Genomic DNA, 15546 nt, shown 5'->3' on the forward strand with positions numbered 1-15546 from the left:
CAGGCATCCGAGGAGCGAGTGTGAAAAGCACCAGGTCCAAGATCATCGCGGCCGTCGCCGCCGGTCTCGTCGTGGCCCTGGCCGCGGCCGTCGTCGTGGTCAAATTCGCCATGGATCAGCTCGACACCATCACCGTCACCGCCCAATTCGACAGCGCCGCAGGTCTTTACGAGGGGAATGTGGTCGCCGTCCTGGGGATGCCGGTGGGCAAGGTCACCAAGATCACCACGAAGGGTGGTTACGTCGAGGTCGATTTCACCGTCGACAAGGATGTCAAAGTGCCCGCGGACGTCCAGGCCGCCACCATCTCGAACTCGATCCTCACCGATCGCCAGATCGAGTTGACGCCGCCCTACCGCGACGGCCCCACCCTGCAGAACCACGACACCATCGGGTTGAACCGCACCCGCACACCGGTCGAATTCGCCAGGGTCCTCGACGTTCTCGACAAGCTTGCGCTGTCGCTGCGTGGTGATGGGAAGGGTGACGGCCCGATCGCCGACGTGGTCGACGCCAGCGCCGCGATCGTCGACGGTAACGGTCAGCAGATGAAGGACGCACTGGGCGAGTTGTCGCATGCGTTGCGGCTCAGCGCCGATCGCGGCACCGTGACGAAGGATCAGCTCACCACCATAGTGCGCAACGTGAGTTCGTTGTCGGAGGCCGCGTCCCGCAACGACTCGATGATGCGGGAGTTCGGTTCTTCCGTGCGGGCCCTGAGTCAGATCCTGGCCGACGAGGATCTCGGCAGTGGCACCACCGGTAAGAAGATCAACGAGGTGCTCACGAACACCGGCGAGGTGTTGGAAAAGCACCGGGAATCCATCAAGGATCTCGTCGCCAACGGTGACATCGTGTTGAACACCACCGTTGACCACGAACGCGATCTGATGGAGTTCCTCGACCTCGCGCCGATGACTCTGGACAACCTGTACAACGTCGCCGACCAGAAGAACGGTGCCCTGCGGGTGAAGGTGGTCACTGACAAGGTCTTGTTCGACAACCAGTTGATCAAGGAGGTCTGCAACATGATGGGCCTGCGCCAGTTGGGTTGCAGCACGGGGACGTTGCAGGACTTCGGGCCGGATTTCGGGTTGACGTACATGCTCGACGGGCTCGCCGCGATGGGGCAGAAGTGATGGCCGCCGTACGGAACCGCCGCCTGGCAGCGGCCCTGGCCATGAGCGCCTGCCTTGCCGTCTCTGGCTGCGCCACCGAAGGTTTGGCGAGTCTGCCGCTGCCGGCACCCAGTGTGGGTGCAGGCGGATACCGGGTGACCGCGGTGTTCTCCAACGCACTGAACCTGCCGGCGAATGCCAAGGTCAAGTTGGCCGGCGCCGACGTCGGTGAGATGGAGTCGATGGTGGCCCGCAACTACACCGCGGTCACCACGTTGCGAATCATGGACGGGGTGCAGCTGCCACGGGGCAGCACCGCTGAATTGCGTTCTGCCACACCGCTCGGGGATGTATTTGTGGCGATCAAGCCACCGAGCCCCCTCGAACCCGGCACGCCGCTGCTCGAGGACGGCGACACCATTCCCCTGGAGTCGACGACGGCCGCGGCGACGGTCGAATCGGTGTTGGGTTCGGCCGCGATCCTGGTCAACGGCGGTGCGGTGCGAAACTTCACCAACATCATCAACGGACTGGGCAAGGCGACCGGTGACGAGGGCCAGGCGTTCGGCGCCCTCATCCGCAAGACCAACGATACGCTCGGCACGCTCAACGCGCGTTCTGACGAGATTTCGACCGCGATGACCGAGACCTCGCGGTTGGCCAACTCGAGCGCCGCCAAGAATCAGGTGATCGCCGACGTGATGGCCGAAGCCCGCCCGGCCACCGACACGTTGGCGGCCCACACCACCCAGATCGCCGATCTCGTACAACAACTCGGCGATGTCTCGAACCAGATGCGCAAGTTCCCGTCGATTGCGGGTACCGACGCCAGCGGGCGCAGCGTCATCGCCGACGCCAACACCGTTGCGCGCGCGTGGAACGACGTCGCGCTGGCTCCCGATGCCACCCTCTATGCGCTCAACCGGCTGATGCCGCCGTTCCTCAAGACGTTGACCAGTAGCTCGATCGCGCTGGACGCCAGCGTCGACCGGTTGGTCCTCGGGTCCATCCCCGACATCGGATACGCCGGTGACCCAGGCCTGCACGGGCCCAAGCGCCACGACTGGCATCAGCTGGTGGGCACACTGCAATACACATTGTTCCGGCTGCAGGAACGAATCGTGGGCAGGGGGCCGGGGGTACCGCAGGTCCCGGTGATTCCCAGCCCGACGGAACCCGGCGAGATCATCGTGGCTCCCCAGCATGGGCCCCAGCAGGCCGCCGCTCCTGGGCAGGCGCCGCCGCCGGACGCTCCCCAAGCGGCGCCGCCGGGCGCTCCCCAGGCGACACCGCCGTCGCCTGCCCCGCTACCCGCCGAGGCTCCACGATGATCGCCGGGGCCGCCGACCGGATCGTCGGTCTCGTCCGGCTCGGCTACCGCCGCCGTGCCTGGTTGTCGGCGCTGGCATTGGTCATGACGCTCGTGGTGGCCACCGCGTATCTGTTGTTCGGTGCGCTGCAGGTGAATCCGCTCGCGTCGACTTACCGGCTCACCGTCGAACTGCCGGCGTCCGCCGGGTTGTTGCCCAATCAGGACGTGACGCTGCGGGGGGTGCGGATCGGGCGGGTCGAAAGGCTCGACCTCACACCCAGCGGCGTCAACGCGGTCGTGACCGTCGACTCGACGACGCAGATCCCGAAATCGTCCGACGTGCGGGTCTCGGGGCTCTCACCGGCCGGTGAGCAGTACATCGACTTCGTACCCGAGGAGCAGACGGGTCCGTTCCTTGCGGACGGCGCAGTGGTCGGGCAGGGCAGGGCCACGATTCCGGTCAGTTTGGCCGAGCTGCTCGCCAACGCCGACGGCGCGCTGGCCCAGGCGGACACCGAGAAACTCGAACTCATCAGAAGAGAACTGAGCCTCAGCGAAGCCGGTCCGCAGAAACTGGCCGACATCGTCGACGGCGGCACCTTCCTGCTGTCCACCCTCGATTCGGTCCTACCCGAGACGAGTTCCCTGTTGCGCACCAGCCAGGTGGTGTTCACGCTCGTCGCCGACAAGAACCCCGGCATCGAGGTTGCCTCAGACAATCTCAGCGAGAGCTTCACCGGCATCAACAAGATGCGCGACGGCTATCGCCGGCTCACCGACCAGACGCCAGGCGTCCTGAACCACGTGGACAACCTCTTCATCGACAACTCCGACACCATGGTGCAGTTGCTGGGCAATCTGAGCACCACGTCTCGGTTGCTCTACCTGCGGGTGCCGGCGCTGAACGCGCTGTTCCCGAAACATCGCACATCGGTGCTCGACGCGCTCGGCGCCGCGATGCACAGCGGCGGATTGTGGGGGACCGCCGAGATCTATCCCCGTTACACCTGCGACTACGGCACGCCCAAGCTGCCTCCGTCGAACGCGGACTACCCCGAACCGTTCATGTACACCTACTGCCGCGACGACCACCCCGGAGTCCTGGTGCGCGGGGCCAAGAACGCGCCACGACCCGCCGGAGACGACACCGCCGGGCCACCCCCGGGTGCCGACCTCGGCCGACAGATGGACCCAACCCCGAAGGGGCGCTACACGATTCCGACGCCCTACGGCGGCCCGACGCTTCCCATCGAGCCGCCGCGCTGATCGACGCCTATCCGTGAGGAGATGACGATGCCCGTGAGTACCGACCGAGACCACGAGACCGACAAGCCCGACGCCGGGGACCAAACGACGGAGTCCGAAACCGCCGCGTCCGATGACACTCCCAAGAACCGTGCTGCCAACGACTCCAACGGCGACTCCAACGACGACTCCAACGGCGACGAAACCACCGCGCGCCACTGGCGCCGCCCGGCGCTGCGGGGGGCCCTGGCCCTGGCGTTCGTGGCACTGCTCGGGACAACCGGATTCCTCGGGTGGCAACTGTGGCAGGAGCGTCAGGTCGCGCAGGCCGGCGAACAGGCCCGGGCGGCAGCGGTGACCTACGCACAGGTCTTGACGAGCATCGATTCGGCGAAGGTCGACGAGAACTTCGATGCGGTGCTCGATGGGGCGACCGGCGAGTTCAAGGACATGTACTCACAATCCAGCAGCCAGCTGCGCCAATTGCTGATCGACAACAAGGCATCCGCTCACGGGGTGGTGCTCGAATCGGCGGTCCAGTCCGCGACCAAGGACAAGGCGGTCGTGCTGCTGTTCGTCGACCAGTCCGTCTCCAACACCAACGTGCCCGATCCGCGCATCGACCGCAGCCGCATCAAGATGACGATGGAGAACGTCGACGGACGTTGGCGGGCAAGCAAAGTCGAACTGCCGTAAGACCGTGAGGAGACGTGAGATGCGCCTGCTGAGCCCGGTACTGGCCGCGGTGGCCATGGTGACCGCGATGGTGACCGTCGCACCCGGCGCGTCCGCGTCGGCGCCCTCGTTCTGCGGCGAGCTGGGCGGTCAGTGGGACGGACAGTTCTGCAGCACGTCGGTGGTCTCGGAGCGCAAAGCGACGCGCAACATCAAGATGGCGTTGCCCGGCGATCTCGTGGACAACCCGACGATCCGCGAGTATCTGACCAACCTGATGAACAACTGGCGCAACGCCGCTCGGATGACGGCCCACGACAGCTTCGGCGAGGAACACTTCCAGATCTTCCAGCATGGCGGCGCGATGACGATCGTTTTCCACGAGATGTACTCCGGGACGGTCGGTACCGACGCCCTCTCACACCCGAACGCGCCGATCATCAGCGACGCCTACCGCACCTTCACCTTCGCCGATGGCCGGCGGATTCAACTGGGCGACCTGTTCAAACCGGGTGTCGACCACATGGCCGAGATCCCGCGCCTGGGTGCGCCGTTCATCGTCGCCGCACTCGACGCCGCACCGCCGCCGCACCAACCCGGCACTTATCCGTTCACCCCGGACCGCTGGACCCCGGACAAGGTGTTTTCCGGTGCATACAAGGCATGGGCGCTCACACCAGATGAGCTGATCCTCTTCATGCCCGACTACCCGGTGGGCCGCGACCGACCGATCAACTTCAGCCCGGGGCTCCCGCAGTGGGCGATGGACGGCGGCACCGTGCAGGCCCACATCCCGCTGTCGGCGCTCGCGCCGATCTTGCGCCCCGAATTCGGCGGTAACTGAGCATGATTCGGGCGCTCGCCGCACTGGTGACCGGCCTGCTGTTGTTCGCGCCGGCGGTCCGCGCCGAACCCGCCGCCCCGACACTGCCGGTCTTCACTCCGTACCCCTCGGATTGGCAGCCCGACTACACCGTGTTCCCGTACAACCTGTGGCAGATCCGCGTCACCCCCGAGCAGATCACCGCGCAACGCGAATCATGTCAGTGGATCAACGCGCAGTACGAGCAGCTGATGAGCCAGGTGTACGGATTTCAGCGCTTCCTCGCCGATCAGGGTGACGAGTGGTCGCGTCCCGGGGTCACCGAGGCGGGCGACACCGTCGCCGCCAACCTCGACCAGTCGGCCGCGTTCCTCGACCCGCGCGCGCACACGCTCTTCATCATCAATTACCCGGACCAGAGCGAGTATTCGCCGCTGTTCCACGGGGATTCGATCTACCGGTTGTGGTACCAGTTCACGCAGATCAGCGACAAGATCAAGAAGCGGATGCCGTCCGGGCAGATCAACGCCAACATCGCGACCGCCAACGTCTACGGCGGCGTGATCCGCGACTCCGGGGTCTGCGCGGGCGCGTAACGCGTAGGGTTCGGCCGGTGAGCACCGATGCCAGGCAGCGGCTGCGCGAGACAATCCTGAAGCTCTCCCGTGAACGCGGACCAGACAAGACGATCTGCCCGTCCGACGCGGCCCGCGTTGTCGGCGGTGACGACTGGCGCGACCTGATGGACGACGCCCGCGAGACCGCCCGCGACCTTGCCCGCGACGGCGACGTCGAGATCACCCAGAAGGGTGAGGTGCTCGACCCGAACGCGGTGTGGCGCGGACCCATCCGGATCCGCGCCACCTAACCGGCCCCCCTGATCCGCGAAATTGCATTCCAGCAGGCGTCGACTCGCACTTTCGCTGCCGGAATGCAATTTCGCGCTCAACAGGAAGGCTCACGCCAGCTTGTCGGCCTCGGCGCGCGCCTGCGCCGCAACCTTCTCGGCCAGCTCGGCCTTCCACTGGATCTCCTTTTTGACCCACGGGTTGTCCTGCGGGAACTGGTCGGTCTCGCCGACCAGCCGCACCTCGAGCCTGACGCCAGGCCCTAACGGGCACTTGCGGGCCCACTGCTTGGCCTCCTCCTTCGACGACACGTCGAGTATCCAGAAGCCGTTGAACAATTCCTTGGCTTCGGTGTAGGGGCCATCGGTCACCACCGGCGGATCAGAGTCGAAGTCGACGACGAAGCCGTCCTCCGGGCCGGTCAGCCCCTCACCTGCGAGCATCACACCGGCCTTGATCAATTCCTCGTTGTAGCGGCCCATGGACTCTATGACCTCGTTGAAGTCCACCTCGGCGTCGGCGAACGCCGCTTCGGCCTCGGGGGTGACTCGCATGATCAGCATGTATCGCGCCATTAGTGTCTCCTTGTCGGTTTCGGGGCGGGCTTCGCCCTCACAACTACGTCGAACGGGCTCCCACTGAATTCGACATTCGGCGCGACATTTTTTCATCGGATTTCTTCGGCGCCTGAGAAGATTGCCCGATGCCTGCCGCTGACCTGGTCATCCGCGGAACCGTCCTGACGGTCGACGACAACCAGCCGACCGCCGAGGCGGTTGCGGTGAGCGACGGCCGCATCGTCGCGGTCGGTAGCCGCAGCGATATCGACGGCTGGGTCGGCCCCGACACCGAGACTGTCGACGTCGACGGCTGCGTGATGCCCGGATTCGTCGAGGCGCACGGCCATCCGCTGATGGAGGCCATCGTGCTGTCGGAGCGGATGGTCGACATCCGACCGGTCACCCTGCCCAACGCCGATGACGTCGTTGCCGCGATCTGGGCCGAGGTCGCCAAATGCGGTACCGAAGGCGCGTACCTCAACGGCTGGGATCCGCTGCTGCAGGCGGGATTACCGGAGCCGACGTTGGCCTGGCTCGACGACGTCGCACCCGACACCCCGTTGGTGATCGTCCACAACTCGGGGCACAAGGCCTACTTCAACACTGCCGCCGCCCGACGCTTCGGGCTCACTCGCGACACCCCCGACCCCAAAGGCGCCCGGTACGGCCGCGACGAACACGGTGACCTCGACGGCACCGCCGAGGAGACCGCCGCGGTGTTCAGCCTTCTGGCCGGCGTGATCGATCCCGCCGACTATCCGGCGATGTTGCACGCCGAACTGCAGCGGCTGAACGCGGCAGGGCTGACCACGTGCTCGGAGATGGCCTTCGACCCGGTGTTCCGCCCCGTGATCGAAGCACTGCGCGGTGAACTGAGCGTACGGCTGCGCCTCTACGAGATCTCCAACGCCGAGATGTCCACCGACGCGATCCCGGGCGACGGCGACGACCTGCTCCGTCAGGTCGGCATCAAGATCTGGGTGGACGGGTCGCCGTGGATCGGCAACATCGACCTGTCGTTCCCGTACCTGGACACCGACGCCACGCGCACCATCGGCGTCGCGCCCGGATCGTGCGGGCACGCCAACTACACCCGCGAGCAACTCACCGAGATCGTGCATGCCTACTTCCCCAAGGGGTGGCCGATGGCGTGCCACGTGCACGGCGACGCCGGTGTCGACACCATCCTCGACGTCTACGAAGAAGCGTTGCGGCGCTGGCCCCGCGACGATCACCGGCTACGGCTCGAGCACGTCGGCGCCATCCGCGACGATCAGGTGCAACGGGCATACGATCTCGGCGTCGTCTGCAGCGTGTTCGTCGACCAGATCCACTACTGGGGCGACATCATCGTCGACGGGCTGTTCGGGGCCGAACACGGAAGCCGTTGGATGCCATGCGGATCCGCGGTCGCCACGGGTATGCGGATTTCGCTACACAACGATCCGCCGGTCACTCCGGAGGAACCCCTGCGCAACATCAGCGTCGCGGCCACCCGCACGGCGCCCAGCGGGCGGGTGATCGGCCCGGAGCAGCGCATCTCCGTCGAGCAGGCGATCCGCGCGCAGACGGTGGATGCGGCCTACCAGTTGTTCGCCGACGATGTGGTCGGCTCGCTGGAGGTGGGCAAGTATGCCGACATGGTGGTGCTGTCGGCCGATCCGCGCTCGGTGGCACCCGAGGACATCGCGGACCTCGAGGTTCACGCCACATACCTTGCCGGACGGCAGGTTTACCGGAAAGGCGTCTGAGGCGACCGCGACGGTCGCTAGGCTTCTCCCATGTCTGACCTGCAGGACCCACGATTTCTCGACGAACGGCTCGCGCACTGGGCCGACACCAAACCCGACGCCGAGGCGATGACCTTCCTCGACCGCAGCTGGACATGGTCGGAATGGAACGAGCGGGTTCGCCGCCTGGCGGGCGCTCTACAGCAACGCGGCGTCGAACGCGGCGACGTGGTGGCCTTCCTCGACAAGAACCACCCGGCCTGCGTCGAGTTGACCATCGCCGCAGCGTCGCTGGGCGCCGCGAACGCGATCATCAACTTCCGGCTGGCCGCCGATGAGATCGACTATGTGCTCACCGACTCGGGAGCCAAGCTGTTGATCGTCGGCACGGAGTTGAAGCCGACGATCGAGAAGATCCGCGACAAGCTCACCCAGGTCGAACACCTCATCGAGGTGACGCCCGAGGGTGGTGACGGTGACGAATATGAGGCGATGCTCGCCGACGCGACGCCGGTCGGGCGCGCCGACGACGTACAACCCGACGACGTCGCGATCATCATGTACTCCTCAGGAACGACGGGGCGCCCGAAAGGAGTGCAGATCACCCAGGCGAACCTGATTGCGCATACCATCAACGCGCACAACGGCTGGGGCTTCGACGAGGGCGACAAGAGCATGGTGTCGATGCCGCTCTTCCACGTCGGAGGATCGTCCTACGTGCAGTTCGGCATTCACGACGGTGTGCCGGCGGTCATGACACGTGAGGTCGACGGCGCCGCGCTTGCCGGCGCAATCCTCAAGGGCGCCAACCGAACCTTCCTGGTGCCCGCAGTGCTGGCCAAGGTGTTGGAGTCCGGCGAGGACGCGGTCAAGTTGTTCGGCGCGCTGAAGACCTACGTGTACGGCGCGTCGCCGATGCCGCTGCCGCTGCTGCGCGCGGCGTTGCAGGCGTGGCCCGACACCGATTTCATCCAGGTGTACGGGCTGACCGAGGTGTGCGGGGTGATCAGCCAGCTGCTGCCCGACGACCACCGCTCCGGTCCCGAGGAACGGCTGGTCAGCGCTGGTCGGGTGATCCCCGGCGCCGAGGTTCGCGTGGTCGACCCCGACACGCTGAACGACGTGCCGGCCGGTGCGCAGGGCGAATTGTGGTTCCGCACACCGCAACTGATGAAGGGCTACCACAACAAGCCCGAGGCAACGGCAGAAGCGATCACCGACGACGGCTGGTTCCGCACCGGAGACATCGGCCGCATCGATGAGGACGGTTACATCTTTGTCGAGGACCGCCTCAAGGACATGATCATCTCCGGCGGCGAGAACATCTACTCCATCGAGGTCGAGCGCGTCATCGCCGAACATCCCGCCGTCACCGACGTCGCGGTGATCGGCGTGCCCGATGAGAAGTGGGGCGAGGTGGTCAAGGCCGTTGTGTCGGTCGAGGATCCGGTGGCGCCGGAAGACCTCATCGCGTGGTGCCGGGAACGGCTCGCGGCGTACAAGTGCCCGAAGACGGTCGACATCACCGATGAGTTGCCGCGCAATCCGACGGGCAAGATCCTGAAGAAGGAGCTGCGCAAGCCCTACTGGGAGGGCCGCGACCGCGCGACGGTCTAATCGGTGGGCCGCACCGGGATCGCGATCTCGTTGCGGCGACGGAACGGCAACGTCCAGGGCGGGTCGTAGAACCAGGACTGCGGCGGCCCTACGGCCTCGATTCCGTTGGCGCGCAGCGTCGCCGAGAGCTCCCGCGTGCGCTCGGCGACCGCGCGCGGACTGCGGTCGCCGGTGAACCTCAGCACCGCGACCGTTTCGCCCGGCACCTCCACCAACCGCACCTTGTCGTCGTCCGGAGTGGGCAACGTGTCCATCGTCCACTTCGACGGCATGTAGAAGCGGATCGTCGAGTTCTCGCCGTCGCGGGCCTGTGCGACCGGCGCCGTCATCGCGATCTTCTCGCGCGCCTGCTGGCTGACCGGGGCGGTCATCGCGATCGTCTCGTCGCGGTGGTTGCCACCGAAGATGTAGCCGGCAAGGCGCCGGAACCCGATGTTTCTGGCGCGGTCCTCGTCGGCGCTCACGGTGGTCTCGGCCGCGATCCGGGGGCCGTATCGGCGTATCTCCACCTGCTCGGACAGCTTTGTGGCCAGATAGTGCGGCTCCTCGGTGCCCACCCGGATCCCGACCATCGAGAACACCGACTCCGCGACCTGGCGGGGGATCTCCAGTAGCCGCATCATCGGCGGTTCAGGAACCAGATGTGCGACGACAGCACGGTCGCGAACGCACACCACAGCGGATACAACGCCAGCGGCGCCGCCTTGGCGCCCCGCACCTGCACGGCACGACGGGTGAGGTCGGCGCTGCTGAGCGTCAGTGCGCCTGCCGCCACCGCCGACGTGGCGAGCTTGCCCTGGTTGAAGAACAGCCACGACCAGCTGCCGTTGAGCACCAGGTTGATCGCGAGAGCGGCGAGGTAGCGTCGACGTTCCTCGGTCTGGCCTCGGCGCTCGAGCTCATCGAGCGTTGCCGACGAGGTCACGGCGATGTCGGCGTACAGGATGGGCCACACGATCGGAAAGGCTTGTGCCGGTGGCTGATACGGCGGCTTTCGCAGCTTCGCGTACCAGAGGGACTGCGAGTCCTTACTGGCCAGGCCGCCGGCAACCGCCGTCGCCGTCACCGCCAGCGCCGAGGGGACCAATGTCTTCAGTTGCACCATGTGCTCCTATGACGAATCACAATTAGTTAAGCAACTGAAAGGTAGCCGGATTCGCGAGCGCTAAACCTCTCGGTCCGCAACCGGCAGGATGGTGCGCATGCCGCAGCTCGACGACGTCCTCGACCGTATGCACGTGGTCGCGCTCCCGATGCGGGTGCGCTTTCGCGGCATCACGATCCGCGAAGTGGCGCTGATCGAGGGCCCGGCCGGGTGGGGCGAGTTCGGTGCGTTCCTCGAATACGAGCCGCCGGAGGCCGCGCATTGGCTGGCATCGGCGCTGGAGGCGGCCTATGAGCCACCGCCGCAGGCGCGTCGCGACCGGATCCCGATCAATGCGACCGTGCCCGCCGTCGACGCCGCCCAGGTGCCCGAGGTGCTCGCGCGCTTCCCCGGTGCGCGCACCGCGAAGGTCAAGGTCGCCGAGCCGGGCCAGACCTTGGCCGACGACACGGCGCGGGTCAACGCGGTGCGGGCGATCGTTCCGACGGTGCGGGTCGACGCCAACGGAGGCTGGAGCGTCGACGAAGCGGTCGCTGCGGCGGCGGCGCTGACCGCCGACGGACCGCTCGAATACCTCGAACAGCCGTGCGCCACGGTGGCCGAACTGGCCGAGTTGCGCCGCCGCGTCGAGGTCCCGATCGCCGCCGACGAAAGCATCCGCAAGGCCGAGGACCCCCTGCGGGTGGTGCGGGAGAAGGCGGCGGATGTCGCAGTGCTCAAGGTCGCACCGCTGGGCGGGGTGCGCGCGCTGCTCGCGATCGCCGCGCAGATCGACCTCCCCGTCGTAGTCTCCAGCGCGCTGGACTCGGCGGTCGGCATCGGCCGCGGTCTACTGGCCGCCGCGGCGCTGCCGGACCTGCGCCACGCCTGCGGGTTGGGCACCGGCGGGTTGTTCGCCGAGGATGTCGCCGAACCCGTTCCCCCGGACGACGGATATCTCTCGATCGGTCCGGTGGTCCCCGATCCGGCGCGGCTTTCGGCGCTGGCCGCCCCTCCCGAGCGCCGCCGATGGTGGATCGACAGGGTGCGCGCCTGCCATCCGTTGACACGTTGACACAAATCACTAGTCTTTGTGTCAACCCGCATCGGAGGCGACATGACGCAGACGGCCGAAGCTCACCATGTCCATCAGACCGGCGGCGAGGTGCGCCCGAAGGTCATGCGCGAGTTCCGCAAACACAGCGGCAGCGCGTTCGGCGGGTTCTTCGGCGCGGCCGCATTCGACGAGGTCGCGTTGGTGCCGGTGGCCGCGGCCGTCGACAAGACCGGTCGATTCGAGGCCAACTTCGCCGATCGAGGGGTGCGAAGTGGGTTCTCGGCGTTCCTCGCGATCTGGGGCGACCCGTACGACCGCGCCGCCGAGGGGGAGCGGCTCAAGCGGATGCACCGGGAGGTCCGCGGCCGCGGGGACGGGAGCTTCGCCGACGTGCGGTACAGCGCTCTCGACCCGCGGCTGTGGAACTGGATCGCGGTCAGCGGGATGTTCATGGTGCTGAACTCGTTCACCCCGTGCACCGGCATCACCATGACCCCGGCCGAGAAGGACGCCGCATACGAGCAGTTGCTCGAGGCCTTCCGCTCTCTCGAGCTCCCTGGCAACAGCGCCAAACTGCCCGCCAGTTACGGCGAAGCCGTGCGGTACTACGACGCCATGGTCGAAACCCGACTCGCCGACAACGAATTCCTCAGGCGTGTCACCGATGACCTGACCAAGCTCCCGCTGCCCACCCTGTTGCTCCCACCGGCCATGCGGCGCGCGTTGACCCCGCCGTGGCTGCTCGCGCGACCCGTGGTCGGCCGGATCGTCAAGATCTGCTCGTTCGGCATCATGCATCCCGGTGTCCGTGAGCTGACGGGGTTCCGCTGGGAGGATCGCCACGATCGGGAATTCGAGGTGTACACCCGCGTGCTGCAGCTGGCGTGGCGGGTGCTTCCGGAGAAGCTGACGTTGATTCCCTTGGCGCGCAACCGCTTGGAGTACGAGAAGCTGGTCCGGTTTCACCGCTCGGTCGGCCTGGACTCGTTCGCCCCGCCTGCGGCGTGCCCGGCCGGTCGGCAGGCCTAACCTAAACCGATGCGACGGCTCCGCAACACCGACAGCCGCACCGAACAGGAGGCCGCGATCCTCAAGGCGGCCGCCGAGGAGGTGGCGCTCGTCGGCGTCGGCAGGGCGAGCATGGACGTCATCGCGCGCCAAGCCGGTGTCAGCCGCAGCACGCTGTATCGCCGCTTTCCCAGCCGCGACGTGTTGATCACCGAACTCGGAAGGCAGACATTCGATTTCGCGATGGCACGCCTGCAGACCGTCGGCATCGAGTCCGGCGCGAAAGAGGCTGCCGTCGCAGCCTTCTGTGAGGGCCTGCGGCTGCTGACCGCCGAACCGGTCATGCGTCGGTTCCTGCGGCTCGACGGCGACCTGTCGGCGATGTCGGGCATGTACGACGAGGCCCAGGAGTTCCTCGAGAGCGCCTCCGCGGCCATGGCCCGGGCGCTGAGGGCCGCAGGCGCGACGATGCCCGACGACGACCTGCTGGCGGTCAGCGAGTTGCACATCCGGCTGGCCGCATCGCTGGCCCAGGTACGCACACCGGCGCTCGACGTCACCGACGATGACGCGGTACGCGCCTACGCGCTCAAACACCTCGCCCCGCTGGTGTGGTGATCCACTGACCGTCGATGTCCTGATCTGTGGGGTGCCTGGCCTAGACGCCATCGACCGGGTGGCCAACACTGGGTTTCATGCGATCGGTGGTGATCCTCGGTTTTGCCGGTGTACAGGCTCTCGACCTGGTCGGTCCCTTCGAGGTGTTCACGGGAGCGTCCCGATATCTGCAGGACAAGGGTCGCGAGGGCTACGACGCCAAGGTGGTGACCCTCGACGGCGAACCCGCGACCACCGGCACGGGTCTCGCGCTCGTCGCCCAACCGCTACCGGACCCGCGCGAACCGATCGACACCCTCGTCCTTCCGGGCGGCATCGGGGTTCACGACGCCAAGACCAACCTCGACCTGGTCAACTGGATCCAGACCGTCGCGCAGAATTCCCGACGGGTCGTCACCGTGTGCACCGGCGCGTTCCTCGCTGCCGAGGCCGGTCTGCTCGATGGCTGTACCGCCACCACGCACTGGGCCTTCACCGAACAGTTGGCGCGTGAATATCCGACGGTGACAGTCGATCCCGAACCGATCTTCGTGCGCAGCAACGACGGGATATGGACCGCGGCCGGTGTCACCGCGGGCATCGACCTCGCACTGTCGCTCGTCGAGGACGACCACGGCACCGATACCGCGCAGACGGTCGCGCGCTGGCTCGTCATGTACCTGCGCAGGCCGGGCGGGCAGACGCAGTTCGCCGCACCGGTGTGGATGCCACGCGCCAAGAAGACCCCCATCCGCGAGGTGCAGGAAGCCATCGAGACCGAACCCGGTGGCGTGCACAGCATCACGGAGTTGGCTCGCCGCGCGGCGATGAGCCCGCGTCACTTCACCCGGTTGTTCACCGAGGAGGTGGGGGAGGCGCCAGGCGCATACGTCGAGCGGATCCGCACCGAAGCCGCGCGCCGTCAGCTCGAGGAGACCGACGACACCGTAACCGTCATCGCCGCGCGTTGCGGGTTCGGCAGTGCCGAGTCACTTCGGCGCAACTTCGTTCGCCGACTTGGTATTTCACCCGACCAATATCGCAAGACCTTTGCCTGAGACAGGAGACGGCCCATGACCCAGATCGCCATCATGGTGTACCCCGGCTACACCGCACTCGACTTCATCGGACCCTACGAGGTGTTGCGCAACCTACCGGGCGCCGAGGTGCGGTTCGTCTGGCATGAACCGGGACCGATCGAGGCCGACTCGGGCGTGCTGCTCATCGGCGCCACCCATTCGTTCGACGAGACGCCCTCGCCCGACATCATCCTGATCCCCGGGGGACTGTCGAGCTTCCAGCACGCCCGCGACGAGAAGGTGCTCGACTGGGTGCGCACGGCCCACGAGACGTCGACGTGGACGACGTCGGTGTGCTCGGGTTCGGTCATCCTCGCCGCGGCGGGTCTGCTCGACGGCCTCCGCGCGACGTCGCATTGGCTGGCGCTGCCGATGCTCAAGCCGTTCGGCGTCGACACGGTCTCCGATGAACGCGTGGTGCACGAGGGCAAGATCGTCACCGCCGCCGGGGTGTCGGCCGGAATCGACCTCGGCCTGTGGCTCTACGGGCAGATCGCCGGTGACGCGAAGGCCAAGGCGGTGCAGCTCGTCATCGAATACGACCCGCAGCCGCCCTACGACTCCGGGCACCTGTCGAAGGCGTCGGCCGCCACCAAGGCGACGGCATCGGCGCTGCTGAGCCGCGACACCGTCAAACAGGGACAGCTCGCCCCGACGGCGGCGTTGCTGTGGACCGCCGCAGTGCAACGGGTCCGCAGGAAGGCTGTCTCGGCGCGCTAGCTGTAATGGCCAGGCAGGTTGTGGACGGCGTGGCGTGAGGAAGTAGGTGAGGACCTCCGGTATCGGTGTGGTT

General features: G+C 66.8%; 17 protein-coding genes. 14 read left to right on the plus strand and 3 right to left on the minus strand.

Going from position 1 to position 15546, the window contains the following annotated elements; all coding sequences use genetic code 11:
- The first annotated feature begins 20 nt into the window (after window positions 1-20).
- From AU192_RS16705 to AU192_RS16735, 7 genes are read left to right on the plus strand one after another with little or no spacing between them, the layout of a single operon-like run.
- Window positions 21-1139, plus strand: coding sequence for an MCE family protein (locus AU192_RS16705; RefSeq protein ID WP_064398126.1), 1119 nt, complete (start codon window positions 21-23; stop codon window positions 1137-1139).
- Entirely contained in the window at window positions 1139-2449 is a 1311-nt protein-coding gene (locus tag AU192_RS16710) for an MCE family protein (RefSeq protein ID WP_207544951.1), read from the plus strand. Before AU192_RS16705 ends, AU192_RS16710 begins: the two co-directional genes overlap by 1 nt.
- Window positions 2446-3696: an MlaD family protein gene (locus AU192_RS16715; protein ID WP_064398130.1), complete on the plus strand. Its 1251-nt coding sequence runs from the start codon at window positions 2446-2448 to the stop codon at window positions 3694-3696. Before AU192_RS16710 ends, AU192_RS16715 begins: the two co-directional genes overlap by 4 nt.
- Window positions 3697-3723: 27 nt before the next feature.
- On the plus strand, window positions 3724-4371 hold the full coding sequence (locus AU192_RS16720; protein ID WP_064398158.1) for a tetratricopeptide repeat protein: 648 nt from the start codon (window positions 3724-3726) through the stop codon (window positions 4369-4371).
- A gap of 19 nt (window positions 4372-4390) precedes the next feature.
- Window positions 4391-5194, plus strand: a complete 804-nt coding sequence (locus tag AU192_RS16725) for a mannan-binding family protein (RefSeq protein WP_064398133.1) — start codon at window positions 4391-4393, stop codon at window positions 5192-5194.
- Window positions 5195-5196: 2 nt separating this feature from the next.
- The gene (locus AU192_RS16730) at window positions 5197-5769 is read left to right on the plus strand and encodes a hypothetical protein (RefSeq protein WP_064398135.1); all 573 of its coding nucleotides are present in this window, start codon (window positions 5197-5199) and stop codon (window positions 5767-5769) included.
- Window positions 5770-5786: 17 nt separating this feature from the next.
- A complete protein-coding gene (locus AU192_RS16735; protein WP_064398137.1) occupies window positions 5787-6041 on the plus strand; it encodes a DUF3253 domain-containing protein in 255 nt (84 codons plus the stop codon).
- A 90-nt stretch (window positions 6042-6131) separates the two neighbouring features.
- On the opposite strand, the gene AU192_RS16740 is transcribed toward AU192_RS16735, so the two are convergent.
- Window positions 6132-6596 carry a YciI family protein gene (locus AU192_RS16740; protein WP_064398139.1) on the minus strand — a complete coding sequence of 155 codons (465 nt, stop codon included), beginning with the start codon at window positions 6594-6596 and terminating at the stop codon, window positions 6132-6134.
- Window positions 6597-6724: 128 nt separating this feature from the next.
- Between AU192_RS16740 and AU192_RS16745 the strand changes: the two genes are divergently transcribed.
- Entirely contained in the window at window positions 6725-8332 is a 1608-nt protein-coding gene (locus tag AU192_RS16745; protein WP_064398141.1) for an amidohydrolase, read from the plus strand.
- A 30-nt stretch (window positions 8333-8362) separates the two neighbouring features.
- Window positions 8363-9928, plus strand: a complete 1566-nt coding sequence (locus tag AU192_RS16750) for a long-chain-fatty-acid--CoA ligase (protein WP_064398143.1) — start codon at window positions 8363-8365, stop codon at window positions 9926-9928.
- Here AU192_RS16750 and AU192_RS16755 read toward each other — a convergent pair.
- Together AU192_RS16755 and AU192_RS16760 are read right to left on the minus strand one after the other, a co-directional pair.
- Window positions 9925-10548, minus strand: coding sequence for an SOUL family heme-binding protein (locus AU192_RS16755; RefSeq protein WP_082695040.1), 624 nt, complete (start codon window positions 10546-10548; stop codon window positions 9925-9927). The genes AU192_RS16750 and AU192_RS16755 overlap by 4 nt on opposite strands.
- Complete coding sequence (locus tag AU192_RS16760) at window positions 10548-11030, minus strand: TspO/MBR family protein (protein WP_064398159.1); 483 nt, start codon at window positions 11028-11030, stop codon at window positions 10548-10550. Before AU192_RS16760 ends, AU192_RS16755 begins: the two co-directional genes overlap by 1 nt.
- A 91-nt stretch (window positions 11031-11121) precedes the next feature.
- Between AU192_RS16760 and AU192_RS16765 the strand changes: the two genes are divergently transcribed.
- The 5 genes from AU192_RS16765 to AU192_RS16785 all read left to right on the plus strand — a co-directional run bounded on the left by AU192_RS16765 (window position 11122) and on the right by AU192_RS16785 (window position 15473).
- Window positions 11122-12087 (plus strand): o-succinylbenzoate synthase, encoded by a 966-nt coding sequence (locus tag AU192_RS16765; protein WP_064398146.1) that lies wholly within the window; start codon window positions 11122-11124, stop codon window positions 12085-12087.
- A 42-nt stretch (window positions 12088-12129) separates the two neighbouring features.
- Window positions 12130-13098, plus strand: a complete 969-nt coding sequence (locus AU192_RS16770; protein WP_064398161.1) for an oxygenase MpaB family protein — start codon at window positions 12130-12132, stop codon at window positions 13096-13098.
- A 9-nt stretch (window positions 13099-13107) separates the two neighbouring features.
- A complete protein-coding gene (locus AU192_RS16775) occupies window positions 13108-13695 on the plus strand; it encodes a TetR/AcrR family transcriptional regulator (RefSeq protein WP_064398148.1) in 588 nt (195 codons plus the stop codon).
- A gap of 77 nt (window positions 13696-13772) precedes the next feature.
- Window positions 13773-14732 (plus strand): GlxA family transcriptional regulator, encoded by a 960-nt coding sequence (locus AU192_RS16780; protein ID WP_064398151.1) that lies wholly within the window; start codon window positions 13773-13775, stop codon window positions 14730-14732.
- Between the two features lie 15 nt (window positions 14733-14747).
- Window positions 14748-15473 carry a DJ-1/PfpI family protein gene (locus AU192_RS16785; protein ID WP_064398152.1) on the plus strand — a complete coding sequence of 242 codons (726 nt, stop codon included), beginning with the start codon at window positions 14748-14750 and terminating at the stop codon, window positions 15471-15473.
- Window positions 15474-15546 lie beyond the last annotated feature (73 nt).

The organism is Mycobacterium lehmannii (assembly GCF_001499925.1).
Taxonomy (GTDB): Bacteria; Actinomycetota; Actinomycetes; order Mycobacteriales; family Mycobacteriaceae; genus Mycobacterium; species Mycobacterium lehmannii.

Coding starts and splice junctions, on each gene's coding strand:
- AU192_RS16710 (WP_207544951.1), top strand. CDS start 1,139: ATGGCCGCCGTACGGAACCGCCGCCTGGCAGCGGCCCTGGCCATGAGC.
- AU192_RS16715 (WP_064398130.1), top strand. CDS start 2,446: ATGATCGCCGGGGCCGCCGACCGGATCGTCGGTCTCGTCCGGCTCGGC.
- AU192_RS16720 (WP_064398158.1), top strand. CDS start 3,724: ATGCCCGTGAGTACCGACCGAGACCACGAGACCGACAAGCCCGACGCC.
- AU192_RS16725 (WP_064398133.1), top strand. CDS start 4,391: ATGCGCCTGCTGAGCCCGGTACTGGCCGCGGTGGCCATGGTGACCGCG.
- AU192_RS16730 (WP_064398135.1), top strand. CDS start 5,197: ATGATTCGGGCGCTCGCCGCACTGGTGACCGGCCTGCTGTTGTTCGCG.
- AU192_RS16740 (WP_064398139.1), bottom strand. CDS start 6,596: ATGGCGCGATACATGCTGATCATGCGAGTCACCCCCGAGGCCGAAGCG.
- AU192_RS16745 (WP_064398141.1), top strand. CDS start 6,725: ATGCCTGCCGCTGACCTGGTCATCCGCGGAACCGTCCTGACGGTCGAC.
- AU192_RS16750 (WP_064398143.1), top strand. CDS start 8,363: ATGTCTGACCTGCAGGACCCACGATTTCTCGACGAACGGCTCGCGCAC.
- AU192_RS16755 (WP_082695040.1), bottom strand. CDS start 10,548: ATGCGGCTACTGGAGATCCCCCGCCAGGTCGCGGAGTCGGTGTTCTCG.
- AU192_RS16765 (WP_064398146.1), top strand. CDS start 11,122: ATGGTGCGCATGCCGCAGCTCGACGACGTCCTCGACCGTATGCACGTG.
- AU192_RS16770 (WP_064398161.1), top strand. CDS start 12,130: ATGACGCAGACGGCCGAAGCTCACCATGTCCATCAGACCGGCGGCGAG.
- AU192_RS16775 (WP_064398148.1), top strand. CDS start 13,108: ATGCGACGGCTCCGCAACACCGACAGCCGCACCGAACAGGAGGCCGCG.
- AU192_RS16780 (WP_064398151.1), top strand. CDS start 13,773: ATGCGATCGGTGGTGATCCTCGGTTTTGCCGGTGTACAGGCTCTCGAC.
- AU192_RS16785 (WP_064398152.1), top strand. CDS start 14,748: ATGACCCAGATCGCCATCATGGTGTACCCCGGCTACACCGCACTCGAC.